At 62.2% G+C, this 25,512-nt stretch carries 19 protein-coding genes and 2 pseudogenes; 12 read left to right on the plus strand and 9 right to left on the minus strand.

Translation table 11 applies throughout. The features are described 5' to 3' along the window. The first annotated feature begins 121 nt into the window (after positions 1 to 121). The 6 genes and pseudogenes from bamA to lpxB all read left to right on the plus strand — a co-directional run bounded on the left by bamA (position 122) and on the right by lpxB (position 7,084). Positions 122 to 2,473, plus strand: coding sequence for an outer membrane protein assembly factor BamA (gene bamA, locus NKJ17_RS11130; RefSeq protein WP_352508490.1), 2,352 nt, complete (start codon positions 122 to 124; stop codon positions 2,471 to 2,473). Positions 2,474 to 2,653: 180 nt separating this feature from the next. Further along, on the plus strand, positions 2,654 to 3,712 hold the full coding sequence (lpxD, locus tag NKJ17_RS11135; protein WP_352688320.1) for a UDP-3-O-(3-hydroxymyristoyl)glucosamine N-acyltransferase: 1,059 nt from the start codon (positions 2,654 to 2,656) through the stop codon (positions 3,710 to 3,712). Beyond that, entirely contained in the window at positions 3,705 to 4,169 is a 465-nt protein-coding gene (fabZ, locus tag NKJ17_RS11140) for a 3-hydroxyacyl-ACP dehydratase FabZ (RefSeq protein ID WP_023674942.1), read from the plus strand. The genes lpxD and fabZ overlap by 8 nt, the downstream gene beginning before the upstream one ends. Positions 4,170 to 4,182: 13 nt before the next feature. Beyond that, positions 4,183 to 5,016, plus strand: coding sequence for an acyl-ACP--UDP-N-acetylglucosamine O-acyltransferase (gene lpxA / locus NKJ17_RS11145; RefSeq protein WP_352478915.1), 834 nt, complete (start codon positions 4,183 to 4,185; stop codon positions 5,014 to 5,016). Positions 5,017 to 5,022: 6 nt separating this feature from the next. Further along, positions 5,023 to 5,925 (plus strand): LpxI family protein, encoded by a 903-nt coding sequence (locus NKJ17_RS11150; protein ID WP_502896085.1) that lies wholly within the window; start codon positions 5,023 to 5,025, stop codon positions 5,923 to 5,925. Further along, positions 5,915 to 7,084 (plus strand): annotated as a pseudogene (gene lpxB / locus NKJ17_RS11155) (lipid-A-disaccharide synthase). Before NKJ17_RS11150 ends, lpxB begins: the two are co-directional and overlap by 11 nt. Before the next feature lie 84 nt (positions 7,085 to 7,168). Here the strand turns inward: lpxB and gltA are convergent. Both gltA and gltX read right to left on the minus strand, forming a co-directional pair. Next, a complete protein-coding gene (gltA, locus tag NKJ17_RS11160) occupies positions 7,169 to 8,497 on the minus strand; it encodes a citrate synthase (protein ID WP_352688322.1) in 1,329 nt (442 codons plus the stop codon). Between the two features lie 179 nt (positions 8,498 to 8,676). Next, the gene (gene gltX, locus NKJ17_RS11165) at positions 8,677 to 10,098 is read right to left on the minus strand and encodes a glutamate--tRNA ligase (RefSeq protein ID WP_352688324.1); all 1,422 of its coding nucleotides are present in this window, start codon (positions 10,096 to 10,098) and stop codon (positions 8,677 to 8,679) included. Positions 10,099 to 10,509: 411 nt separating this feature from the next. On the opposite strand from gltX, the gene NKJ17_RS11170 reads away from it, so the two are divergent. Beyond that, positions 10,510 to 11,271, plus strand: a complete 762-nt coding sequence (locus NKJ17_RS11170; RefSeq protein WP_352688326.1) for an MltR family transcriptional regulator — start codon at positions 10,510 to 10,512, stop codon at positions 11,269 to 11,271. Between the two features lie 66 nt (positions 11,272 to 11,337). Here NKJ17_RS11170 and NKJ17_RS11175 read toward each other — a convergent pair whose 3' ends face one another. After that, entirely contained in the window at positions 11,338 to 12,141 is an 804-nt protein-coding gene (locus NKJ17_RS11175; protein WP_352688328.1) for a hypothetical protein, read from the minus strand. A 530-nt stretch (positions 12,142 to 12,671) separates the two neighbouring features. On the opposite strand from NKJ17_RS11175, the gene NKJ17_RS11180 reads away from it, so the two are divergent. After that, on the plus strand, positions 12,672 to 15,137 hold the full coding sequence (locus NKJ17_RS11180) for a ComEC/Rec2 family competence protein (RefSeq protein ID WP_352688330.1): 2,466 nt from the start codon (positions 12,672 to 12,674) through the stop codon (positions 15,135 to 15,137). On the opposite strand, the gene lexA is transcribed toward NKJ17_RS11180, so the two are convergent. Then, the gene (lexA, locus tag NKJ17_RS11185; RefSeq protein ID WP_023674949.1) at positions 15,131 to 15,865 is read right to left on the minus strand and encodes a transcriptional repressor LexA; all 735 of its coding nucleotides are present in this window, start codon (positions 15,863 to 15,865) and stop codon (positions 15,131 to 15,133) included. The two genes, NKJ17_RS11180 and lexA, sit on opposite strands and share 7 nt — an antisense overlap. A gap of 449 nt (positions 15,866 to 16,314) precedes the next feature. Between lexA and kynU the strand changes: the two are divergent. Both kynU and NKJ17_RS11195 read left to right on the plus strand, forming a co-directional pair. Continuing rightward, positions 16,315 to 17,561, plus strand: a pseudogene (gene kynU, locus NKJ17_RS11190) (kynureninase). Positions 17,562 to 17,657: 96 nt separating this feature from the next. Continuing rightward, positions 17,658 to 18,488 carry a hormone-sensitive lipase gene (locus tag NKJ17_RS11195; protein WP_352688332.1) on the plus strand — a complete coding sequence of 277 codons (831 nt, stop codon included), beginning with the start codon at positions 17,658 to 17,660 and terminating at the stop codon, positions 18,486 to 18,488. 7 nt (positions 18,489 to 18,495) lie between these two features. Here NKJ17_RS11195 and NKJ17_RS11200 read toward each other — a convergent pair whose 3' ends face one another. The 5 genes from NKJ17_RS11200 to NKJ17_RS11220 are packed head-to-tail and all read right to left on the minus strand — an operon-like array spanning position 18,496 to position 23,919. Next, positions 18,496 to 19,701, minus strand: coding sequence for a molybdopterin molybdotransferase MoeA (locus NKJ17_RS11200; RefSeq protein WP_352688334.1), 1,206 nt, complete (start codon positions 19,699 to 19,701; stop codon positions 18,496 to 18,498). Then, positions 19,701 to 20,201, minus strand: a complete 501-nt coding sequence (gene moaC / locus NKJ17_RS11205) for a cyclic pyranopterin monophosphate synthase MoaC (protein ID WP_352688336.1) — start codon at positions 20,199 to 20,201, stop codon at positions 19,701 to 19,703. Before moaC ends, NKJ17_RS11200 begins: the two co-directional genes overlap by 1 nt. Before the next feature lies 1 nt (position 20,202). Continuing rightward, entirely contained in the window at positions 20,203 to 21,015 is an 813-nt protein-coding gene (gene trpC / locus NKJ17_RS11210; RefSeq protein WP_352688338.1) for an indole-3-glycerol phosphate synthase TrpC, read from the minus strand. 4 nt (positions 21,016 to 21,019) lie between these two features. Then, a complete protein-coding gene (gene trpD / locus NKJ17_RS11215) occupies positions 21,020 to 22,030 on the minus strand; it encodes an anthranilate phosphoribosyltransferase (RefSeq protein ID WP_352688340.1) in 1,011 nt (336 codons plus the stop codon). After that, positions 22,027 to 23,919, minus strand: coding sequence for a SurA N-terminal domain-containing protein (locus tag NKJ17_RS11220; protein WP_352688342.1), 1,893 nt, complete (start codon positions 23,917 to 23,919; stop codon positions 22,027 to 22,029). The genes trpD and NKJ17_RS11220 overlap by 4 nt, the downstream gene beginning before the upstream one ends. Before the next feature lie 142 nt (positions 23,920 to 24,061). Between NKJ17_RS11220 and tpiA the strand changes: the two genes are divergently transcribed. Both tpiA and secG read left to right on the plus strand, forming a co-directional pair. Continuing rightward, a complete protein-coding gene (gene tpiA, locus NKJ17_RS11225; protein WP_352688344.1) occupies positions 24,062 to 24,829 on the plus strand; it encodes a triose-phosphate isomerase in 768 nt (255 codons plus the stop codon). Positions 24,830 to 24,992: 163 nt separating this feature from the next. Then, on the plus strand, positions 24,993 to 25,445 hold the full coding sequence (secG, locus tag NKJ17_RS11230; RefSeq protein WP_254817294.1) for a preprotein translocase subunit SecG: 453 nt from the start codon (positions 24,993 to 24,995) through the stop codon (positions 25,443 to 25,445). Positions 25,446 to 25,512: the final 67 nt, after the last annotated feature.

The raw sequence follows: 25,512 nt of genomic DNA on the forward strand, positions 1-25,512 counted from the left end.
AGTAAATACAAATTAACCAGAAGCCTTGCGTGTAGGGAAAATCCGGTTAATACGGTAGGGGAAATTACCGCACGTCCGGTTTTCTCGCCGTGGGGACTTCGAGAAAAGGTACAAAAGCCCGATGAAGGCAGCATCCAAGTTTCTGAGCGCCGCGTCCGCGGTGGCTATGTCCGCTGCTCTGGTTGTACCAGGCGCGCTCGCAGTGCAGTTCGTTGCCACATCGGCCGCCGAGGCGGCTGTCGTCTCCAGAGTCGAAGTCACCGGCAATCAGCGTGTCGACGCGGACACCATCCGCAATTACGTGACAATCAAGCCCGGCAAGGCGTTTTCCAGCTCCGACATCGACGATGCGGTCAAGGCGCTGTTTGGCACCGGGCTGTTTTCGGACGTGCAGATCAACCAGGTCGGATCGACGCTGGTCATCAAGGTTTCCGAATACCAGGTCGTCAACCAGGTGCTGTTCCAGGGCAACAAGAAGCTCAAGGACAACGCGCTTGCAGCCGCGGTGCAATTGAAGCCGCGCGGCACCTTCTCGCAACAACAGCTCGACGCCGATGTCGAGGCGGTCAAGGCCGCCTACCGGCGTATCGGCCGCGACGATGCCGCCGTGACCACCCAGATCATGGATCTCGGCGACAACCGGGTAAACGTGGTCTTCAACATCAACGAAGGCGGCCGCACCCAGATTGCGGCGATCAATTTCGTCGGCAACAGCGCCTATTCGAGCCGCCGTCTGTCGGACATCATCTCCACCAAGCGCTCGTCCTTCCTGTCGTTCGTGCTGCGCGACGATGTTTATGACGAGGACAAGCTGCGCGCCGACCAGGAGCTGCTGCGCCGCTTCTATTATAATCACGGCTATGCCGACTTCCAGGTCGTCTCGGCTGTCGGCGAACTCGACGACACAACCAACAAATACACCGTTACCATCACGGTGCAGGAGGGCGAGCGGTATACGTTCGGGGACGTCAGCGTCGAAAGCACGATCCCCGAGGTCGACAGCAAGTCGCTTGAATCGGTGGTCGAGACCCACAAGGGCGATGTCTATAACGCCAAGGATGTCGAGGACACGATCATCGCGCTGACCGAAAAGGTCGCCGGTTCTGGTTATGCCTTTGCCCAGGTGACGCCGCGCGGTGACCGCAACTTCGAAAACCACACCATCTCTGTCGTTTATACGATCGACCAGGGCACCAAGGCCTATATCGAGCGCATCGAGATCCGCGGCAACGATCGGACGCGCGACTACGTCATTCGCCGCGAGTTCGATGTCAGCGAAGGCGACGCTTTCAATCAGGTTCTCATCCAGCGCGCGAAGAGGCGGCTGGAAGCACTCGATTATTTTGAGAAAGTCGAGATTTCCACCGTTCCGGGCTCTGAGCCTGATCAAGTCGTGCTGGTGGTCGACGTGGTCGAGAAATCGACCGGTGAGTTCTCGGTCGGTGCCGGTTATTCGACTGGTGGCGAGACGGCTGGTCCGTCCGTAGAAGGTTCAATCAGTGAGCGGAACTTCCTCGGCCGCGGCCAATTCATCAAGGTGGCGGCTGGCGGCGGCAAGAACTCGCGCGATTACAGCTTCTCGTTTACCGAACCGTACTTCCTTGGTCGCCGTATCGCTGCCGGATTCGACATCTACAAGCAGACTCGAAACTATGACCATTACGATAGCGACACGACGGGCGCGACAGTGCGCTTCGGCCTGCCGATTACCGACAACATCTCGACGCAGCTCGCGTATAATATCGCTCAGGAGAAGTATGAGTTCGACGAGGACTGCGACCCTGCCACCTGCGATGTCTCCCAGGCGATTATAAACGGTGTCGAAGAGAGTCCGTGGCTCAAATCGTCGGTTAGTCTCGGCCTAGTTTACAATACCATTGACGACATGAAGAATCCCCATGAAGGCATTTTTGCCAACGTCGGCACGGAAGTGGCTGGCGTGGGCGGCGACGCCAAGTTCATCAAGGTGACAGCGCGCGGCAGCATTTATCAGACGTTGTCCGAACAATTGGATCTGGTAGGCCTCATTTCTGGCGGTGCCGGCCATGTCCAGGGATATGGCAGCGGCGACCTGCGTGTCTTCGACCATTTCCAGAGCAGCGATCGAATGATCCGCGGTTTCGAATATGGCGGCATCGGTCCGGTTGCCTCGGACAACAGCAATGACCATCTCGGCGGCACCACTTACTTCAATGCCTCGGCGGAAGCGCAGTTCCCGCTGCCGGTCATCCCGGAAAGCTTCGGTTTGCGCGGCGCGGTATTCGCCGATGCGGCAACGCTCTACGGCAGCAAGATTGCCTCCAACCTCGTCAATCAGTCGACGACCGGCATGGAATGGCGCGCTTCTGTCGGCGTCGGTCTGATGTGGGCATCGCCTTTCGGCCCCATCCGCATCGACTATGCGATCCCGGTCAAGAAGGAAAAGACCGACGACGTGCAGGAATTCAACTTCGGCATATCGACCCGCTTCTAATGTGCGGGTAACGATGCTTCCGGCTCGTTTGGATCCGGATGTCAGTGATCCGACACTACAGCGCAGTGCGTCCTATCGGACGCTCAAAGAACGTTGTAGCAATTTGATTTTGCGCATGATCCTTTCCGAGGATCGATTTCCGATTTCGGGGTCATGCGCTAGCTGGATATTGCTTCTGGAATGACCGATCCGGTGTTCTTCGCGCCCTCACGCCGGTATACGGCCGGCGAAGTCGCGAATCTGACCGGCTCGATGCTTGTCGATTCCGCTCTCTCCGATGTTTCGATCGACGTTCTGGCTCCCGCCAACGAAGGCGGCGAGAACGCCCTTGTCTTCGTCGATGGCAGGCGCAATTTCGCCCTGATGCAGTCACTGCGGGCGGCAGCGGTTCTCTGCCCTGCCGAATTTGCCGCCAAGGCGCCAGCGGGCATCGCGGTTCTGGTGCATCCGCGCCCGCAGCAGGCTTTCGCAATGGTCGGGCGCCTGCTTTTCCCGGCGGCTGCGACGCCTGGACCGATGACCGGCGAAACCGGTATCTCGCCGCACGCCCATATCGATGCGACCGCCCATGTCGAGCCCGGTGCGATCATCGAAGCGGGCGCGGTCATCGGACCGCGCGCTGCCATCGGCAGCGGAACCGTCATTGCCCCTCATGCGGTTATCGGTCCTTCCTCGCAGATTGGCCGCGACGGCTATGTCGGTCCAGGTGCCAGCGTGCAATATGCATTGATCGGCAATCGCGTTATCATTCATGGCGGCGCCAGGATCGGCCAGGATGGCTTCGGCTTTGTGGCCGGCGCAAAGGGTCCTGAGCGGGTTCCGCAGATCGGCCGCGTCATCATCCAGGACGACGTCGAGATCGGGTCGAATACGACCGTCGATCGCGGCGCCATGTCCGACACGATCATCGGCCAGGGCACCAAGATCGACAATCTGGTGCAGATCGCGCACAACGTTCGCATCGGCCGCAATTGCATAATAGCCGGGCTTTCGGGTATTTCCGGTTCAGTGACGATAGGCGACAACGTCACCATGGGTGGCGGCGTCGGCCTTGCGGATCATTTGACCATCGGGTCCGGCGCCAAGCTTGCGGCAAGAAGCGGGTTTATGAGCAATGTGCCTGCCGGTGAGATTTGGGGAGGATATCCGGCGCAGCCGATGGCGGAAGCCATGCGCGAGATAGCGGCCTTGCGCAGACTTGCACGGACGCGCAGACAGGGTGAGGGGGGAAATGGCTGACATCGCAGCGGCGACGCTCGAAGCGGTTGACATAATGCGGCTGATGAAGCTCCTGCCGCACCGCTATCCGTTCTTGATGATCGACCGTATCGTCGACATAGATGGCGACGAATCCGCAATCGGCATCAAGAACGTCACCATAAACGAGCCGCATTTCCAAGGTCATTTCCCTGACCAGCCGGTCATGCCCGGCGTGCTGATCATCGAGGCGATGGCGCAGACGGCCGGCGCCATCTGCATCCGCAGCCTTGGTACGGAAAAGCCGTCGCTGGTTTATTTCCTGACCATCGACAATGCCAAGTTCCGCAAGCCGGTCGTTCCAGGCGACCAGTTGAAAATTCATGTGAAGAAAATCAAGAAACGCGGCAATCTTCTCAAATTCGCTTGCGAGGCCCTCGTCGATGGCGCCAAGGCGGCGGAAGCCGAGATCTCGGCGATGATGGTCGCAAGCGGCTGACAAACGAATGCTAATGAAAATCCAGACAGTCATCCATCCATCGTCGGTCATCGAGGCAGGCGCCCAAATCGGCGAAGGCGCCCGCATCGGGCCCTTCTGTCACGTCGGCCCCGATGCCGTGATCGGCGACCGCGTCGAGCTGGTCAGCCATGTCTCGGTGATTGGCGCGACCACCATCGGTGCATCGACCAAGGTTTATCCGATGGCGATACTGGGCGGACCACCGCAGAACACCAAGCACAAGGGCGGCCGTACCACGCTGGTGATCGGCGAGAACTGCACGATCCGCGAAGGCGTCACCATGCATGTCGGCACCGATTCCAGCCGCGGCGAGACGACGATCGGCGACAACGGCAATTTCCTTGCCTATGCCCACATTGCCCATGACTGCGTGGTCGGCAAGAACGCCACCTTCGCCAATCAAGCGACGTTAGGCGGGCATTGCGAAGTCGGTGACAATGTCTACATCGGCGGCCTGACCGCGGTTCATCAGTTTGTCCGCATCGGCGATAACGCGTTTCTCGGCGGCTGCTCGGCGATCGTCGGCGACGTCATTCCCTACGCCATCGCCGTTGGCAACCGTGCCAGCCTTCGCGGCCTCAACATCATTGGGCTGAAGCGCGCCGGCCTGCCACGTTCGGAGATCCATTTGCTGCGCAAAGCCTATAAGACGATCTTCGATCGCTCCCGGACCGTCGGCGAAAACATCGAATTCGCCAAGGCGGAGTTCGCCTCGTCGCCGACTGCCATGAAGATTGTCGATTTCATCGCCGGTCGCGGCAAGCGGCACTATGCCGTGCCGTCGCTCAAGGGTGGCGACGGCGACGATACCGATGATGAAGACTGAGAGCAGATGACGAAGATTGAGGCTGCCGGAAAGGGCCTTGATCTCGCGCCAGATGCCAAGGTCGGCATCATCGCCGGCGGCGGCAGCCTCCCGGTCGAAATTGCCCGAGCGCTCGCCCGGCAAGGCAAATTGCCCTTCATCGTGATGGCGGCGGGCGAGGTCGATCGCATAGCCGATTTCGAGCCATATGAGCAGGTGGTCTTGAGGCTGGAAGACGTCGGCTCGCTGGTGCCGATCCTCAAGCGGCATCACGTTACGCATCTGGTGACCGCGGGTCATATCACGCGCCGCCCCAGGCTGAGCGCCATGCGCCTCAATTTGGGCCTGCTCGCCTGGCTGCCCAGCCTCTTCGTCGGTGTAACCCGGGGAGACGATACGGTGCTGAAATTGTTCGTGCGCAGGATCGAGCGCAGCGGCATCAAAGTCGTCGGCGCTCACGAGATCGTGCCGGAGCTGGTCGCAGCCGAAGGCCTGCTGACCAAGGCGGCGCCACGCAAAGCCGACTGGCGCGACATCGAGGCAGCGCACGCGGCGGCAAAAGCCATCGGCGCGCTGGATATCGGCCAAGCGGCTGTTGCGGTCGGCGGCCGCGCCATTGCGCTGGAAGGCGTCGAAGGGACTGACGGGCTGCTCGAGCGGACAAGGGAATTGCGCGGGCACGGCAGGCTGGCTGGCCGGACGCGCGGTGTCCTGGTCAAATGCGCCAAGCCCGGTCAGGAACTGCGTGCCGATCTGCCCTCCATTGGCCCGCTGACCGTCGAGGCGGCGCATGCCGCCGGACTGGCGGGCATTGCCGTAGAAGCCGGCCGCTCGCTGGTGCTCGAAGGTCCCGCCACCATCGGGCGTGCCAATGCGCTCGGCCTGTTCGTGATCGGGCTGCCTGCTGCGGAGCCGGCGCATGGCGAATGAGCGGCCGTTGAAGATAGCCGTCGTCGCCGGCGAGGAGTCCGGCGACCTGCTTGGTGCCGATCTTGTGCAGGCGTTAAAACGCATGACCGGGCGCGACGTTCGGCTTGTCGGCATCGGCGGCCGCCATTTGCAGGCACTCGGCCTGGCGCCATTGTTCGACGGCAGCGAGATCGCGCTGATGGGGCTTAGCGCTATCCTGCGCGACCTGCCGCGCCTGATGCGGCGGATCGGCCAGACGGCAAACGCGCTTGCCGGTGATAAGCCCGATTGACTTATCACCATCGACAGTCCGGATTTCTCGCTGCGCGTCGCCAAAAAGGTGCGTGCCGCCGATCCGACTATCCCGATCGTTCACTATGTCTGCCCGAGCGTGTGGGCTTGGCGGCCGGGCAGGGCGGCGGCGATGAAACCGTATGTCGATCACATTCTTTGCATCCTGCCGTTCGAGGTGAAGGAACTCGCTCGCCTGGGCGGGCCGCCCGGGACCTATGTCGGGCATCGCCTTGCACACGATCCGGGCATAGTCGGTGCCGCCAGGGCGCAGGCGCAGCCACGTGACCTGTCCGCAGATCACGTCAAAACGTTGCTTGTATTGCCCGGTTCGCGTCGCGGCGAGGTGCGACGCCTGGTCGGGCCGTTCGGCGAGACGGTGTCGATCCTGCGGGCGCGCGGGCACCGCTTGCGCCTGCTGTTGCCGACGGTCCCGCACGTCGCCGATCTGGTCAGGACCTCGGTTGCGAGCTGGGACGAGAAGCCGGAGATCATCCTTGATGCCGAACGCAAATGGCAGGCCTTCGGCAAGGCGGATGCGGCGCTGATCGCGTCGGGGACGGTATCGCTGGAACTTGCACTGGCAGGTGTGCCGATGATCTCCTGCTACCGGCTCGATCCGGTCATGCGCATGGCGCAGCCGCTGATCAAAGTATGGAGCGCAGCCTTGCCCAATCTCATTGCCGACCGGCCGATTGTGCCGGAACACTACAATCAATATGTGCGGCCGCATTATCTGGCGCGGCAACTGGAAGCGCTGTTCTCCGATACCGCCTACCGCACCTGGCAGAAGCACGGTTTTGCCGACATTGCCGGGCGTATGGCAACCGCCACGCCGTCAGGCGAGATTGCTGCGGGGGTGGTGACGGGGATGGTGAGGAAGTGGTGAATGGTGAATAGCGAGTAGGAAATGGTGCTGGCGGTAACGGCCAAGCTGCTTCAGCTACTACTCGCTACTCGCTACTCGCTACCTTCACCGCTTCGCGATCGGCACGTAATCCCGTTCCGGCGCGCCGGTATAGAGCTGGCGCGGGCGACCGATCTTCTGGTGCGGATCCTCGATCATCTCCTTCCACTGCGCGATCCAGCCGACGGTGCGGGCGACCGCGAACAGTACGGTGAACATGGTGGTGGGGAAGCCCAGCGCCTTAAGGGTGATGCCGGAATAAAAATCGACGTTGGGGTAGAGCTTCTTCTCGATGAAATAGGAATCGGTCAGTGCGATCTTTTCCAGCTCCATGGCGATGTCGAGCAGCGGATCGTCCTTGATGCCGAGCTCGCCCAGGACTTCGTGCGCGGTTTTCTGCATAATCTTGGCGCGCGGATCGTAGTTCTTGTAAACGCGGTGGCCAAAGCCCATCAATCGGAACGGATCGTTCTTATCCTTGGCGCGCGCAATGAATTCCGGGATGTGATCGACATGGCCGATCTCGCCCAGCATGTTCAGGGCTGCCTCGTTGGCGCCGCCATGTGCAGGACCCCACAGGCAGGCGATGCCGGCAGCGATACAGGCAAAGGGATTGGCGCCCGACGAGCCGGCCAGGCGGACGGTCGAAGTCGAGGCGTTCTGTTCGTGATCGGCGTGCAGGATGAAGATGCGCTCCATCGCACGCGCCAGCACCGGATTGATCTTGTATTCCTCGCAAGGCACGGCGAAGCACATATGCAGGAAGTTGGCTGCGAAATTCAGCTCGTTCTTCGGATAGATGAACGGCTGGCCGATGTGGTATTTGTACGCCATCGCCGCGATTGTCGGCATCTTGGCGATCAGCCGCATTGAGGCGACCATGCGTTGATAAGGATCCGAGATGTCGGTGGAATCGTGATAGAAGGCCGACAGTGCGCCGACCACGCCGCACATCACCGCCATCGGATGCGCATCACGGCGGAAGCCGGTGAAAAAGCGCGACATCTGCTCATGCACCATGGTGTGGCGCGTCACCCGGTAGTCGAAATCGTCCTTCTGCGCCTTGGTCGGCAGTTCACCATAGAGCAAGAGATAGCAGACTTCGAGGAAGTCGCCGTGCTCGGCCAGTTGGTCGATCGGGTAGCCGCGGTGCAAAAGAATGCCGGCATCGCCATCGATGAAGGTGATTTCCGATTCGCAGCTCGCCGTCGACGTAAAGCCGGGATCGTAGGTAAAGATGCCGGCGGTGTTGTAGAGCGAACCGATGTCGATGACGTCAGGTCCTACCGAACCACTTCGTATCTTGAATTCATGGGTTTTGCCGCCGAGTTCCAGCTTGGCCGTCGATGCCTGGGTTTTGCCGCCAAATTCCATTTTTGTCGCAGGTTCGGTCATAGCAAACTCCTTTTTGTTTCCTCAGGCCGGCAAAGGCAAAATATCTGAACCCAACACGTCAAAAGCATCGGAATACGCACATTTGCGCCCGCAATTGAATCTGCGCGGCAGATTAGGCCAAGACCCAATGTTGCACTGCGAAACACACCTTTCAATGCCAATCTTCTTAGGCCAGTTTGCTAATCGATTTGATCAGCGATCCGCGCCAGGCTTTCCTCGCGGCCAAGCACGGCAAGCACATCAAAGACACCTGGCGAGGTACTTTTGCCGGTGACCGCGGCGCGCAAAGGTTGGGCCACGGCGCCGAGTTTATGGCCGGCGGCCTGCGCATAGTCGCGGATCGCGGCTTCGGCTGAGGCGGCAGACCACTCCGAAACCGTGGCTAGTGCCGCATGAGCGCCCCGCAGGATCGCGCGCGCCTCACCGCTGAGCAGCGCCGCCGCCTTCTCGTCGACCGGCAGCGGCCGCTCGACGAAAAGGAATGCAGCCCCTTCAACAAGTTCGACCAGCGTCTTGGCGCGCTCCTTCAGGCCCGGCAAAGCGGCAAGCAGTTGCGCCCTGCGTCTGTCGTCGAGGCGCGCGGCGATTGCCGGGCCGCCTTCAAGATAGGGCAGAGTGGCGATGAAGATGTCGAGCAGCGCCGCGTCGTTCATCCGGCGCATATGCACGCCGTTAAGCGCCTCGAGCTTGGCGAAGTCGAAACGGGCGGCGCCCTTGTTGACGTCGCCAATGTCGAACCATGCAATCATGTCGGCGATCGACATGATCTCATCGTCGCCGTGGCTCCAGCCAAGCCTCGCCAGATAGTTGAGCAGCGCCTCCGGCAGGTAGCCCATAGCGCGATAGGCTTCGACGCCAAGCGCACCGTGCCGCTTCGACAGCTTGGCGCCGTCGGCACCGTGGATCAGCGGGATATGCGACATCGACGGCACCTCCCAGCCCATGGCCTGATAGATTACGGTCTGGCGTGCCGCGTTGGTCAAATGATCGTCGCCGCGGATGATGTGGGTGATGCCCATGTCGTGATCGTCGACGACGACGGCATGCATGTAGGTGGGATTGCCATCCGAGCGCAGAATAATGAAATCGTCGAGATCCTTGTTGGGAAAGCGCACGTCGCCCTGGACGCGGTCATGCACCACCGTCTCGCCGTCTGTCGACGCCTTGATGCGGATCGCCCCCTTGGCGCCGGGCGGCGCCTCCGACGGGTCGCGGTCGCGCCAGCGTCCATCATAGCGGGGCGGAAGCCCCTTGGCTCGCGCTGCCTCGCGCATCGCCTCCAGCTCCGCCGGCGTCGCGTAGCAGTAATAGGCCTTGCCCACGCGCACCAGCTCCTCGGCCACCTCGCGATGGCGCGGCGCGCGCTCGAACTGCGAGACAGGCGCGCCGTCCCAGGTGAGTCCGAGCCAGGAAAGTCCGTCGAGAATGGCTGCCGTCGCCGCATCCGTCGACCGCTCACGGTCGGTATCCTCTATACGCAGCAGCATCGTGCCGCCCGTATGCTTGGCGTACAGCCAGTTGAACAGCGCCGTGCGCGCGCCGCCAATGTGCAGATAGCCGGTGGGCGAGGGGGCAAAACGGGTGACGACCTTATCGGGCATGGAACTCTCAGGCGGGCGAAGGAAGTGGGTTTGCGGACTTTCGCGCGTTGCGCGTTCATGTAGCATAGGAGGTCGAGGGCGCAAGGGGCAGACCCGATGGCTGTGCGAGGCCGTGGTGCGGGCGAGGGCGAGGACGCTGGCAGCGGCGTCAGCGAACGCTTGCTGTTTGCCGCATCGGTTCCCGTCCTGCCGTGTAGCGCGCAATCGTTTGGCACCTCCGGGCAACTTCACTTGGCAGCAGATCGGAGTTAGCTCATTATCGTCAAAGGCGGGAATTTTCGGTGTTTGAGCTCCGTTTTGGCGTACCGTCAGACCGCCGCCAGCTTCACCGCACGATAGCAGCCTCGCGCCGACTATGCGCGAGGCGGCGCGTGTCAGCGAAAGGCGGAAAACCAGGATTTCAAAGGCCAGATGAACGACAAAGCTGAAGAGAAAGCGAAAGAAGATGAGGTCTTTGGGGACCTCAATCGCCTTAATCAAATCATGGGCACGCTTGACGAGCGTGGATTGGTTCTCGCGCTCGCAGCTTTCGCAGAAGAAGCGCTCGGCGATCTTATAGCGGCATTTCTAATTGAGGGCGCGCCAGCATCGACACTCCTTGAAGGGTTCAACGCCCCTCTTGGAACGCTGTCAGCACGAATCAAAATGGCCTACTCTCTGGGATTGGTGACAAAGCCCCAGTACGACGATCTGGAGAGGCTTCGGCGGATTAGGAACGAATTTGCACACAGCTGGGAGCCAGTTTCGTTCTCTGACCAGAAGATCGCCGGGCACATCTCCGCGCTGCACTTCAATAGCCTGCATGAAGAATTTCCAGAGACGCCTCAAGAGAAAGTGCAGACGTCCTTGGGAGTGCTCTTGATGGAATTACGCTCGACGACCAACCAAATGAAAAAACACGGACGCCGTGCTTGTCTTATCGGACAGCACCTAATTTCTGGGGTGGTTGGCGACCTCGATATGCAATTGAACAAATGCCGAATGCGTTTGACGAACCTCGCGGAAGAATTGCAGTCCGCAACTGGGGATCGACGACGGTTCCTGTTGGCTATTCGGCATGGATGGCAAGGGAAACTTGAGATTGTGCGTCTCCAGGCCCCACCGGAACGAAAGCACGAGATTAGCAGCCTGCAAGCCGAATTAAAAACGTGGAATATCCCGCCCGAGGACTAAAGGCACCATCTAGCCGGCAAACCAACTGCGATTCAGTTAGCGTGCGCTGAATAGCTGCCAGAGTGTTTAGAGGCGATCATTTAACTTTAAGTTCTTGGGGTAATCCACGCACTGGGCGAGAAGGTAATCCGCAGCGGCCACAGCGGTAGCGAAGTTGGCTTCCTTGAGCTTGGCTTTCATGGTTGGCGATGAGCGGTCCATCATCTCCGCAATTTCATTGAGCGCATCTCCGAGTGGCTGAAAGTGTGGCTTAGAAAAATAAGCTACTTTGTCAGGAGATTTATTTTTGGCGCGGCGAAGTTGTGAGGCGATCACCCGGACATCTGTGGCCGCCCCGACGAAATTCAGGGGATCTGAAGATTGAACCCCTATTTGGATCATCTGCCTGTCCTCGTCGTCAGCTTCGCCAACCATTATCGTACGTCCACCCACTTTGCGATACCGGCGAATAAAGGCGGCTTGGTGCGTATCGATCAACCGATCTACCTCGGCGCCTTCCAGGAGTTGTGTCTGTTTGCCTATGAATGCGGCTTGGGCGCGGGCCTCTTCTGCCTGTTGTTTTAAAATGTCTCGATTGAGTTCGAACTCCCTCCTCGTCAGCCGCAGTTCCTGCCGTTGCAGAGCAAGCTCTTGTGACTGGACCATGGTGGCCACGAACAACCAAAGAAAGGCAAGTGGAGCGCAGATCCCTGCGACAAAATCGCCGAATGTGTTTAGCGCGAGGCTGGCCTTGTTGATTGGCAAAAGGCTATCCGGCCCGCTATTGCCTAGGATCGAGCCCAATGCCGTGAAATAAACTGCGGTTGCCGCAAACCCGAATACCACCCACCCAGATCGTGCCGATTTCTCGGTCTCTTCCTTTTCGGTCATCCGCTCCCTCTCTAATATCGACTGCCGCTTATAATCAAATCTCGCGCGGCTGTCCCCTTGCCGCCAGCCAGGCTGTAGAGCAGTTGAACCTCTTCGATGCTGTTGGCCCGGAAGGCCGCGCGGATCTCCGGCACGTCGTTGATTGACAGACAGTCTGGTCGCGATTGCCTCGAACTGGTCACCGCCGAAAAGCTCCTTGGCGTAGTCGCCGTCGCTGCCGAAATAGGGCGGGTCAAGCTAGAACAGGGTTTCGGCCGGTCGTAGCAGTCGATGAAGGCGGACCAGCCAAGCTGCTCGACTAAGACGCCAGCGAGCCGGTCACGGAGGTCAGCTAAGAGGGCTGTCGTCAGGTTGAAACCGGCCGATGAAGTCGGGCCGAGAGCCCGGCGGGCTACCCTGCCGAACGCGAGGCGCGGTGAAGATAAAGGAAGCGACCCAGGCGGGCGTAGGAAGCGAATGTTGTTGCGCGGACTTTCGCGCGTTGCGCGTTCATGTAGCATAGGAGGTCGAGGGCGCAAGGGGCAGACCCGATGGCTGTGCGAGGCCGTGGTGCGGGCGAGGGCGAGGACGTTGGCAGCGGCGTCAGCGAACGCTTGCTGTTTGCCGCTCCCCCGCCTGTCCTGCCGGCACCGGCATTGCTACCCGCTCCGCGCTTCGATGCTCCGTCGCTGCCGGCCAGCGACCCAGCAACGGTTCTCGTGCCCGCGGGCGAGCCCATCGTACGCCTGCCCAGGCGTTTCCGCCTCTCGTCACCGTCCCGTATCCGCAACAGCGTAACCTCGGCGGCCGGCCTGGAACTCGACCGTGGCATCGCCTTCCTGCTGGTGCCGGTGTTCCTCGCATGCGGGGTGGTCGTGTATTTCGCGATGGCGGTGGAGCCGGCCTTTCCACAGCCGATCGCACTCGTGCTCCTCGCGGCCCTTTGTGCCGTCGTCTCGCGCTCTTGGCCCAGAGCCCGCCTGTGCTTCATGGTGGCGTTGTTCTGCGTGCTTGGCGTGCTTGCCGCCAAGTTCGAGACCTGGCGTGTCGGGACGCATGTGCTCGGTTCTGAAATCTCGACGCGGCTGACGGGTCGCGTCGTATCGTACGAACCCATGGCTAGCGGCCGCATCCGGCTGACAATCGATGTGATCTCAACCGCCAGGCCGACGCTGCGCTACATGCCGGAACGGGTCCGCGTTTCGGCGATGAAGATACCGGATGAGCTGGCCGCCGGTTCCGAGATCACCGGCTATGTGCGGTTGCTGCCGCCGACCGGCCCGGTGCGGCCCGACAGCTATGATTTCTCCTTCGACAGCTATTTCGCCGGTATCGGCGGCAGCGGCTTCTTTCTCGGCAATCCGAAGGTCGTGGCTTCGGGCAGCATGCCGCTTGCCGCGCGGCTTTCTTCCGCGATCGAAGACGCGCGCGAATCCATCGCCGACCATATCCGCAGCCGCATCGGCGGCGCCGAGGGCGAGATTGCTGCTGCGCTGATCGTTGGCGTGCGCGCCGGCATTCCCGAGGAGATCAACGAAGCGATGCGGCGTACAGGCATCTACCACATCATCTCCATCTCGGGGCTGCATATGGCGTTGGTCGCCGGCACCATCATGGCGCTGCTACGCGGCGCCTTTGCGCTGTTTCCCGACTTCTCATCGCGACGGCCGGTCAAGAAATATGCCGCGGCCGCCGCGCTTTTTTCGATTGCGGCCTACCTCGTCTTTTCCGGCATTGTGGTAGCGGCCGAACGCAGCTTCATCATGCTGGCGGTGATGCTTATCGCCGTGCTGTTCGACCGGGCCGCGCTCACCATGCGCAACCTGGCGATCTCGGCCATCGCGGTCATTCTGGTGTCGCCACACGAGGTGGTCGGTCCGAGCTTCCAGATGTCCTTCGCCGCGACGGCGGCCCTTGTCGGCGCCTATGCCGGCTGGTCCGACTACCGCGCCGGCAGGGCCACCACGCCGCCGCCTCGGCGGTCGCCGCTACGCCTCGCCACGCGAAAGGTCCTGCTGGGCATGGGCGGCCTGGCGATGACCTCAATCATTGCAGGGAGCGCCACGGCGCTTTTCGCCATATGGCATTTCCAGCGCGTGGCGCCGCTCAGCCTGTTCGCCAATCTGGCCATCATGCCCGTCGTCTCACTGGTCGTCATGCCCTTCGCCGTCCTCAGCGCGCTGGCGATGCCGTTCGGCGCGGATGGACCTTTCCTCTACGTGATGGGCAAGGGGCTGACGGCGATGATCGCCCTGTCCGCGTGGATCTCCGAGCGCTCGCCGATCGATGCGGTGGGGTTGATTTCGCTGAGATCTGTCCTTTTGGTGACGATCGCCCTCGTCATTGCCAGCATGGCGACGACCTGGTTGCGGCTCGCGGCAATTCCTTTTGCGCTCGCCGGCTTGCTAACAACAACGCAGACGCGCGTACCCGACGTATTGATCTCGGAGGACGCACGGCTGGTCGCGCTGCCGATCGGCAGCGGTGAACTCGCGGTCAACCGGGCACGCCCGAATGAGTTCACCATCGACAACTGGAAACGCGCGCTCACATCAGAGGCTATCGTCGCGCCGGAAACACCTGGAAAGAACGATCCGCAATTCGACATTGCCGATCCGGCCGACCTGCCGCCGGGCATGCCCTTCATTTGCACGGACGGTCTCTGCCTCGCCAGGCATCCATCCGGCGCGATCATTGCGCAAGCCAAGGACCGCGATACCGCACGGCCAGCCTGTGCCTTCGCCAGCTTGATCGTCATCGACGACGCCACCGCCCATAATCCCTGCTACTACGACCGGCTGGTCCTCGTCGTCACCAAACGGCAACTGGCGCGCGCGGGAAGTGCGGCCGTCTATTTCGATCCACAAGCGGCAACACGCGCCGAAATCCGCTTCGCCGTCGAAAAATCATACCGGCCCTGGCACGTGCAGCGGAAATTTTCACGCGCGGCGCGCGGCCTGCCGCCATACCGCAGGGCCGACAATCCAAAAGCCGGCACCAAGGGCGCAACTCAGTAGCGGCGGATCAGCCCAACGAGCTTGCCCTGCACCTTGACCCTGTCTGGTCCGAAGATGCGCGTCTCGTAGGCCGGATTGGCGGCTTCCAGGGCGATCGAGGCGCCCTTGCGGCGGAACCGCTTCAGCGTTGCTTCCTCCTCGTCGACCAGGGCCACCACGATCTCACCGGGGCTCGCCGTATCGGCGTTGCGGATGATCACCGTGTCGCCGTCGAAAATGCCAGCCTCGATCATCGAATCGCCTTTGACCTCGAGCGCATAATGCTCGCCGCCCATGATCATATCCGGCGGCACCGAAATCGAATGCGTCTGGTGCTGGATAGCATCGATCGGCACGCCAGCGGCGATGCGGCCCATTACCGGGATCGAAACGGCGGCGACGACATCGTCGTCATTGCCGGCTGCAGGGACGCGCGACGATGTCGGCTTGCCCTGCCGAGGGGCACCTTGCCCAAGACTGCCCTGGATGACACTCGGCGAGAACTTGCGTGCCGCATTGAGGCCGGGGGCGATCGAGTCAGGCAGGCGTAGCACCTCCAGCGCACGGGCCCGGTTGGGCAAACGGCGAATGAAGCCGCGCTCCTCCAGCGCCGTAATCAGTCGGTGGATTCCGGATTTGGAAGCCAGGTCGAGCGCTTCCTTCATCTCGTCGAAGGAAGGTGGGATACCGCTTTCCTTCAACCTTTCGTGGATGAACATAAGCAGTTCGTGTTGTTTGCGTGTCAGCATAGCGACCCCCAACAGAATCAGAAAACAAACCCAGAACAGACACTATCTGTTCCAGTTGTGTTCCGCAACTGTTTAAAGTTTAATGAATGCGTTAAGGCTCGGGAAACAAACGACGTCCCCTGCCGGCGCACCGTATTTTCGCCGCCGCGAGCCTCATCGCCTTGATTCTGCTTTCGTTTGCGCCCTTCTGGCGTCCCGGAAGGGCGCATTGGCATCGGCCGTCCGTCGGCAAAGGGCACGGAAGTGAACCCCTATCGAATGTGCGGTTTGGTCAATGCACCGTGAACGAAACGAACTCAAAACGCCAACCTCGGGGTTAAGTCCCGGTTTCCACCGCCTGGTCAGGCTGCTTCTCGCCGGTGGAGCCTTGCTGCGCGCAACCAGGTAATGGAAGAACAGTCGATACGTGTCCGGCGTTGCGTTGGATTTTTTGGGGGAGCAGGCAAATCATGACGGGAATTCCCGATCTCGTGGCCGTAAAGGCGATGGATGCCGCGGATCCGCTGCGCGCGATACGCGACCGCTTTGTGTTGCCGCAAGGAGTGATCTATCTCGACGGCAATTCGCTAGGAGCTGCTTCACGTGCCGCCTTCGATGAATTGCGCAAGGCCGCGACCGAAGAATGGTCGCATGATCTCATCCGCGCATGGAACACGGCCCGCTGGTTCAACATGCCGCTTGAACTTGGCGACCAGTTCGGGCGCCTGATCGGTGCCGCGGTCGGCCAGACGGTGGTCTGCGACACGACGTCGGTCAACATCTACAAGCTGCTGCACGCGGCCATGGCCATGCGACCGGAGCGGCAGGCCATCGTCGCCGAGGGCGATAGTTTTCCGACAGACCTCTACATGGCTGAGGGTGTGGTTTCGACGCGAAAAGATGCGCTGCTGCGCCTCTCGGGGGTCGACGCGCCGACCATCGAGGAACTGATCGACGATCGCACCGCCGTGGTGCTGGTCAATCACGTCAACTACAATCGGGCGAACTGCGCGACATGCCGGCTCTGACGCGCAGGGCCCAGGAAGCCGGGGCGATGATCGTCTGGGATCTCTGCCACACCGCTGGCGCGATGCCAGTCGAGCTCGACAAAGCAAACGCCGATTTTGCCGTTGGCTGCACCTATAAATATCTGAATGGCGGCCCGGGCGCGCCTGCCTTCATCTATGCGGCTGAGCGGCATCTTTCCGACATCCAGCAGCCGCTCACCGGCTGGTGGGGCCATGCACGGCCCTTCGCCTTCGAGCCAGGCTATGCGGCCGGCACCGGCATCCGCCGGTTTCTGTGCGGCACCCAGCCGATCCTTTCGATGCGCACGCTGAAGGGCGCGCTCGACATCTGGGACGATGTCGACATGACTGCGGTGCGCAAGAAGAGCATCGCACTGGCCGATCTGTTCATCGAGCTTGTCGAGGCAAAGTGCGGCACTTACGGTCTCACGCTCGAAAGCACGCGCGATGGGGAAAAACGCGGCAGCCAGATTTCATTCATGCATGAGCATGGCTACCAGATCATGCGCGCGCTGATCGAACGTGGTGTGATCGGCGATTTTCGCGCGCCATCGACCATGCGCTTCGGCTTCACCCCGCTCTATGTCGGCTATGCCGATGTCTGGCAGGCCGTCGAAGTGCTTGAGGACATCCTGCGCACCGGTGCGTGGAAGGATGCGCGCTTCGCCATCAAGGCGGCTGTCACTTGAGATTGATGCGAGAGCTGGAATCGTGAGGCTGGCGATGATGCGCCGCGCGATGCTCGCGGCTAGGTTGCAAGGCCATATTGCCAGGGAGGGCGCAGGGTGTTCGAACGTCATATTGCCGATTGGGACAACGCCTATGCCAACGGCGCCAACATAGCCGGCAGCGATCGCTGGCCGGCGGCCTGGGTCGAGCCCGCGCAGGTTTTCCGCGAGGCGCTTTCGACCGAGGGCAGGGCGCGGCTCGACCTGGCCTATGGCGATAACCCACGCAACCGGTTCGATCTTTTCCTGCCGGCCACCAAGCCGAAGGGGGTCGTGGTGTTCGTCCATGGCGGCTACTGGATGGCATTCGACAAGAGTTTCTGGTCACATCTTGCCGCGGGCGCTGTTGATCGCGGCTATGCAGTTGCCATGCCGTCCTACACGCTCTGTCCGCAGATACGCATTGGCAGCATCGTCAAGGAAGTCGGCGCGGCGATAGGCAAGGCGGCGGCGATGGTCGCAGGGCCGCTGATGCTGACCGGGCACTCGGCCGGCGGCCATCTTGTTAGCCGGATGGTTACCAGGACAACGCCGCTGGCGCCCGAAGTGGTCCGGCGCGTTCGTCACGTGGTGTCGATCTCGGGGGTGCATGATTTGCGCCCGATCATGCGCACCGGCATGAACGAGACGCTGGCGATCGATGAGGCCGAGGCGCAGGCCGAAAGTCCGGTGCTGCTGCGCCCGATGGAAAAGGCCCGCCTGACCTGCTGGGCCGGCGGCGGCGAGCGCGCCGAATTCCTGCGCCAGAGCGCGTTGCTGGCCAACATCTGGATCGGCCTGGGTGCCGCGACCAGCTCCGTGGTCGAGCCCGACCGGCATCATTTCAACATCATCGACGGTTTGGCCGATCCAGACCATCCGCTGACCCGGACCTTGACCTCGGAGTGAGGCAGGTTCAGCGTAGCATCAGCACGTCGCAGGGGGAGCCCGCCGCCGCAGCAGGCGCGAACGGCGCGCGGACGATCAGCCCGTTGGCATCGGCCAGCATTTTCAGCATCGAGGAGTCCTGGATGCCGAACGGCGTCGCCACGAGCGCACCGGCGTCGTCTGTGACAACAGCCCGCACATAATCTTGCCTGAGATCGTTGGCCGGCATGGCAGCACCGAGCCGTGCCCGACGGATATCCTGCTGAAAGGCGCGGCCGCCGAGCCGCGCCAGCAGCGGCTTCAGGAAGAGCTGAGCGCAGACCAGGCTCGCCACGGGGTTGCCGGGCAGGCCGATGCAGCGAATGTCGCCCAGCCGCCCGAACATCAGCGGCTTGCCCGGTCGCATGGCGATCTTCCAGAAATCGAGCGTCATGCCTTGCCCGGTCAGCACGTCATGGACGAAGTCGTGGTCGCCGACCGAGGCACCGCCCAGCGTGACGATGACGTTCGCGCCAGCCTTCACGGCCTTTTCAACCAATGCCGCGATCGCCTCCCTGCGGTCCGGCGCGATACCGAGGTCGAGCGCCCGCGCACCGACCGACTGTGCGGCGGCAGCGACACCATAGGCGTTAGAGGAGATGATCTGGTCGGGGCCAAGCTCGCTGCCCGGCGGCAGCAATTCGTCGCCGGTGGCGATGATGGCGACCAGCGGCCGTTTGACCACGCCGACCTCGGGGTGATTGGCCGATGCCGCCAGCGACAAGGCGGCCGAATCGAGCAGGCGGCCTTTGGGCAGCAGGACATCGCCCTTGGCGAAATCGAGCCCAAGGCGGCGGATGTTGCGCCCCTGCACCGTCGGCTCTGTCACTTCGACGCTGCCGCCGCCGAGGTCGCGGACGTTCTCCTGGATGACGATAGTGTCGGTGCCTTCGGGAAGCGGCGCGCCGGTAAAGATGCGCACGGCCTGCCGCTGCTGCACCGTTCCGGCAAAGCCGCGTCCGGCCGGCGCTATGCCGATCACCGAAAGCCTTGCGGGTAGGGACGCGATGTCAGCCGCCCGCACGGCATAGCCGTCCATGGCGGAGGCGTTGAACGGCGGCTGGGTGCGGAGCGCCACAACCGGCTCCGCCAGCACGCGGTCGGCGGCATCCAGCAGCGCGACACGTTCGCCCGGCAGTGCAACTGCTCCGTCCAGCAGGCGCTCGAGCGCCTCGGCAACTGGGACCAGCGCCATTAGCGGCCTGCCTCGGTGGCCCCGGTGATCTTGTAGTCGCCGGATTTACCGCCGGTCTTTTCAACCAGCCTGATGCCGGAGATGACCATGGCGCGGTCGATCGCCTTGGCCATGTCGTAGATGGTCAGGCAAGCGACCGAGACGGCACTCAAGGCCTCCATTTCAACGCCGGTCTTGCCAGTGACGCGGGTCAAAGCCGTCACCTTCAGGCCGGGCAGTGCGGCGTCCGGCTCGATATCGACAGATATCCTGGTTAGCAGCAGCGGATGGCAAAGCGGGATCAGTTCATGCGTCTTCTTGGCCGCCATGATGCCGGCAATGCGGGCGGTGCCCAGCACATCGCCTTTCTTGGCATCGCCGGCGAGGATCATGCCCAATGTCTCGGGCCGCATCGCGACAAAACCTTCCGCGACTGCCGTGCGCACCGTCTCAGCCTTGCCGCCGACATCGACCATGTTGGCTTCGCCCTGCGCGCCAAGATGGGTGAGGGCGGCCGCCATCTCAGATCGCCTCTGCCGGCGCCTTGCCCGTCAACAGCAGGCGCGTTGCCGCAGCCACGTCCTGTTGACGCATCAGGCTCTCGCCGACCAGGAAAGTAGCGATGCCGCTCCGCTCCAGCCGGCGGCAATCGTCATGCGAAAAGATTCCGCTCTCACTGACTAGAAGGCGGCCGCCCGGCACCATCGGTACCAGCCGTTCCGAGGTCTCGAGGCTGGTTTCGAAAGTCCGGAGATTGCGATTGTTGATGCCGATCAGCCGCGACGACAGCCGCAGCGCACGTTCCATTTCCGCCTCATCATGCACTTCGACCAGCGCGTCCATGCCGAGCCCGAAAGCTGTCGCTTCGAGTTCTCTTGCCAACGCGTCGTCGACGCTGGCCATAATGATCAGGATGGCATCGGCGCCCCATGCCCTGGCCTCGTAGACCTGATAGGGGTCGAACAGGAAATCCTTGCGTAAGGTAGGCAACTCGACGGCAGCGCGCGCAGCGGTGAGGAATTCGGGCGCGCCTTGGAAAGAGGGTGTGTCGGTCAGCACCGAAAGGCAGGCGGCACCGGCTTTCGCATAGGCCCTGGCCAGCGCCGGCGGATCGAAATCGGCGCGGATCAGGCCTTTGGATGGGCTAGCTTTCTTGATTTCGGCAATCAGCGCAAACCCGCCGGATTTGCGCGTTGCTTCAAGGGCGGAAAGAAATCCGCGCGGCGCGTCGGCATCCGTCGCCCGTGCCTTGATCTCGGCCAATGGCACGCGTGCCTTGGCCGCCGCGATCTCGTCGCGCTTGTAAGCCTCGATCTTGCGCAGGATGTCGGACATGGTTTTAACCGTTCGAAATCTCGACCAGCCTGTCGAGCACTTTCAGCGCGCGGCCGCTGTCGATGGCCTGCGCCGCCGTTACCATGCCGTCGGCAAGCGTCGTCGCCTTGCCGGCTACCACCAGCCCGGCGCCGGCATTCATCAGCACCGTATCGCGAAAGGCGCCAGCGGCGCCGCCCAGCATGTCGCGCAGTGCCTGGGCGTTGTGGGCGGCGTCGCCGCCGCGCAACTCGTCCTTGGTGTGACGCGTCAGCCCGACTGCTTCCGGGGTCAGCACAAAGCTGCGTATCTCGCCGCCGGCCAATTCGGCGACCTGCGTTTCGCCGGTGGTGGTGATCTCGTCATAGCCGTCGCCATGGACGACCCAGGCGTGGTCGGCGCCAAGCTCCTTCAACGTTTCTGCCACCGGCATGATCCATTCGGGCAGGAACACGCCGACCATCTGCCGTCTGACACTGGCCGGATTGGAAAGCGGGCCCAGCAGATTGAAGATGGTGCGGGTGCCGAGCTCGACCCGGGTCGGGCCGACATGCTTCATCGCCGGGTGATGCGCCGGCGCGAACATGAAGCCAACGCCGGCCTCGTGAATGCAGCGGCCGATCGTCTCCGGAGGGATGTCGATCTTGACGCCCAATGCGATCAGCACATCGGCGGCGCCGGTCAGCGAGGACAGTCCGCGATTGCCGTGCTTGGCGACGGGCACGCCGCTGCCGGCGATGACGAAGGCGGATGCGGTCGAAATGTTGACGCTGTGCGAATTGTCGCCGCCGGTGCCGACAATGTCGATGGCGCCCTCGGGGGCTTCGACGCGCAGCATCTTGGCGCGCATGGTGGCGACAGCGCCGACGATCTCGCTGACGGTCTCGCCGCGCACGCGCAATGCCATCAGGAAGCCGCCTATCTGGCCCGGAGTAGCATCGCCCGACATGATAATGTCGAAGGCCTCGCGCGCCTCCTCGAAAGAAAGAGCGCTGCCGGCGGCGACCTTGGCGATGTGGATCTTCAGTGCGCTCATCTGGCCAGGGCTTGGGTTACGGCCGTCTGATCGATGCGGACGTCATATTGCGTCTGCAACTGCGCTACCAACTGGTCGAGCAGGTCGTCGGACATGCCGGATGTGAAGGATTTCTGTGCGTCCTGGGGTACTGAGCTGGCGTCGGCCCCGGCGGGCTCGAATACCTCGGCAACCTTGAACAAGATCTGTCCGTCGCCGGTGGGCGAGGGGATCAGCCCGGTGCCGCCTTCGCCGACGCCGAACATCGCGGCGGCCCCTTCCTTGCCGAAATCGACGTCGTCAGCATCGCGCTTGACGCCGCGCTTGGTCTGTTTTTCGAGCTTGAGCTCACCGGCGATCACCTCCAGCGTGGCGCCGGCCTTGAGACGCTTCTCGAGCTCTTGTGCTTTTGCGGTGAGCCGTTTGGTGGTCTCCGCCGCGGTCCAGTCGGCCACGACCTTCTGGCGGACTTCGTCCAACGTGCGGTCACGGGCCGGCGTGATCGCGCTCACGTCGTAGAAGACGAAGCCGTTATCGGCGGTGGTGAGACCTTCATTGTCGGTTCCGGGTTCGGATTCGAACACCGCCTTGATGAGCGCCGGCGATTCTGGCAGGTCTTTGACGATACTTCCATCCGGCCGTTGGCCGGTGCGGTCGATGGCGTCGATGGTGACGACCTTCAGCTTCAATTTGGCGGCTGCCTCGGCGAGCGAACTGCCCGAGGCGCGCGTATCCTCGTAATTGTCGTGCACGTCCAGCAAGATGCGGCTTGCCTCGCCCAGTGCCAGGTCCTTGCGGATCTGCTCGGATACTTCGGCCAGCGGCTTCACCACTTCCGGCTTGATCTCGGTGACGCGCAGCAGAACGGGACCAAATGCGCCTTGTACGACCGGGCTGACCTCATTGACGTTGAGCTTGAAGGCAGCGTCGGCGACCGCCTTGTCGGCGATCTTGTCCTTGGCCAGCGTGCCGAGCAGCGTGTCGGCCGGGGTCTTGCCCTCGGCGGCGACGATCTTGTCGAAGGTCGCGCCGGTCCTGAGCGAACCGAGCGCCGCCTTTGCGGCATCAGGCGTCTTGAATACAAGCTGCTCGATGGTGCGCATCTCCGGCGTGGTGTAGCGCGCCTTGTTCTTGTTGTAGTCGTCGCTGACCTGTTGGTCGGTCACCGCGCTCAAATCCATGATGTCTTCCGGCTCGAGCCTGACATAGGAGAACTTGCGGTATTCGGGAGCGGCGTAGGTTTTCTTGTTTTCCTCGAAATAGGCCGAAAGCACGCTGTCGGACGGCGCTTCTATCGGCTCGACAAGCGATTTCGGCAAGGTCAGGTAGTCGATGGTGCGATCTTCGCCGCGATAGAGCGCGACCGCCTTGAAGAATGTATCAGGGGCCTTGAGGCCGTCCGAAACCGCCTCGACGATCTGCTGGCGGACCGCGACTTGGGCGCGGTTCTTCAAATAGTCTTCCGGCCGCATGCCGATCTGCCGAAGCAGGTACTCGAACGTTCTCCTGTCGAAGGTTCCGGCGGGCCCTTTGAACGCCGGGTCTTCACGCGTCAGTTCGGCGAGCCGGTCCTTGGACAGGCCGAGGCCGAGCTTGCGGGCCTGCTCGTCGAGGACGGCACCCGATACGAGTTGCGCCAGCACCTGGTTGTCGATGCCGAGCGCCGTCGCCTGCTCACGGCTGATGCGCTGGCCAAATTGCTGCGACATGACGCTGAGCTGGCGATCGTAGGCGAGGCGGTATTCGTTGATAGAGACCTTGGTGCCTCCGGCCGTGATCACGGCGTCATGGCCGGCAAGACCGCCCATCAGCCGTCCCGAGATACCCCAGACGGCGAAGCTCAACACCAACAATGACAGCAGCAGTTTCGCGACCCAGGTCCCCGCCGCACTTCTCAACATACCAAGCATGAGTACTTCCGATTTTTTGCGCATTTCGCATGCGCCGAGTCTGAAACAAGCGCAATAGCGCCCTTCCTGCTCACTGTCGATTGCTTTGTGGCCTGATTTTGATAGTGAGGGCCAGCTGGAAATTGCCCGGAGAAACAATCCCATGACGCCTGGAATCCGCCCGCTCGTCGCCGGCAACTGGAAAATGAACGGTACCAGCGCCTCGCTCAACGAGCTCAGGATGATTGGCAACGGCTTCATGAGCGGGCTCGACGCCGAGACCGAAGCGGTGCTCTGCGTGCCGGCGACCTTACTTGCGCACGCCGCCGAGATTCTGTCGCGCACACCGGTGCGGGCCGGCGGAGAGGATTGCCACACCGAGGAAAGCGGCGCCTATACCGGCTGCATTTCGGCCGAGATGCTGAAGGATGCAGGAGCCAGCCATGTCATTGTCGGCCATTCCGAATGCCGCGCCGATCGCAAGGAGGACGATGCCTTAGTGCAGGCCAAGGCCTCTGCCGCATGGCGTGCCGGGCTGGTGGCCATCGTCTGCATTGGTGAGACAAGAGCCGAACGCGAAGCAGGAGCCACGCTCGACGTGCTGTCGCGCCAGGTCGCTGGCTCGGTCCCGCCAAACGCCACGGCCTCCAACACCGTCATTGCCTATGAGCCAATATGGGCGATTGGGACCGGCTTGACCCCGACCGCCGCCGACGTCGCCGAGGCACATGCGCATATCCGCGAAGAACTGGCCCGGAAGCTCGGCAATACGGCGGCCAAGATGCGCATTCTCTACGGCGGCTCGGTCAAGCCGTCCAACGCCGTCGAGTTGCTCGGCGTCAGGAATGTCGATGGCGCGCTGGTCGGCGGCGCCAGCCTAAAGGCGGCGGACTTCCTCGGCATCGCGGAAGCCTATCGAAACATCGCTTGATACAAGGGCTGCTTGCTGCATTTGAGCGGACGGCCGGCGCCGAAATCGTTGCAAAGGACGCATTGCTTCCCATATTCCGGCCACGGGCTTGGAAATGCCGTCAAAGCATTGTATTGAGCCGCCTCCAAATCAGCGGCCGCACAAGGCCTTGCCAGGGTAAATTATGGAAACCGTACTGATCGTCGTCCACCTCATGGTCGTGCTCGCGCTTGTCGGCGTGGTGCTGCTGCAGCGCTCCGAAGGCGGCGGCCTCGGCATCGGCGGCGGATCGGGCTTCATGACCGCGCGTGGCGCCGCCAATGCGCTGACGCGGGCGACGGCGATCCTGGCCGCAGCTTTCTTCGTCACTTCGCTGACACTGTCGATCGTAGCGCGCTATGGCGAGAAGCCGATCGACATTCTCGATCGCGTGCCGGCGACCTCGGACGGGGCAGGCAAGGGCGTACTCAACCAATTGCCCGGAACCACGACGCCGACGCCGCCTTCGGGCACCACGGCGCCGACCCCGCCGTCCGGCAATGGCGCGGCAACGACGCCGCCGGCAACCGCTCCGGCGACGCCGCCAGCGACAAACGGCGCCACCGCGCCGGCCACGCCGCAGGTCCCCAACCAGTAATCGGGCATCTTATGCCGCGATCTGTTGTCGTTTGAACACAGTCGGGGCAAATGCCGCACGATCACGA

Source organism: Mesorhizobium sp. M0208, assembly GCF_040322015.1.
In the GTDB taxonomy this organism is placed as follows: Bacteria; Pseudomonadota; Alphaproteobacteria; order Rhizobiales; family Rhizobiaceae; genus Mesorhizobium.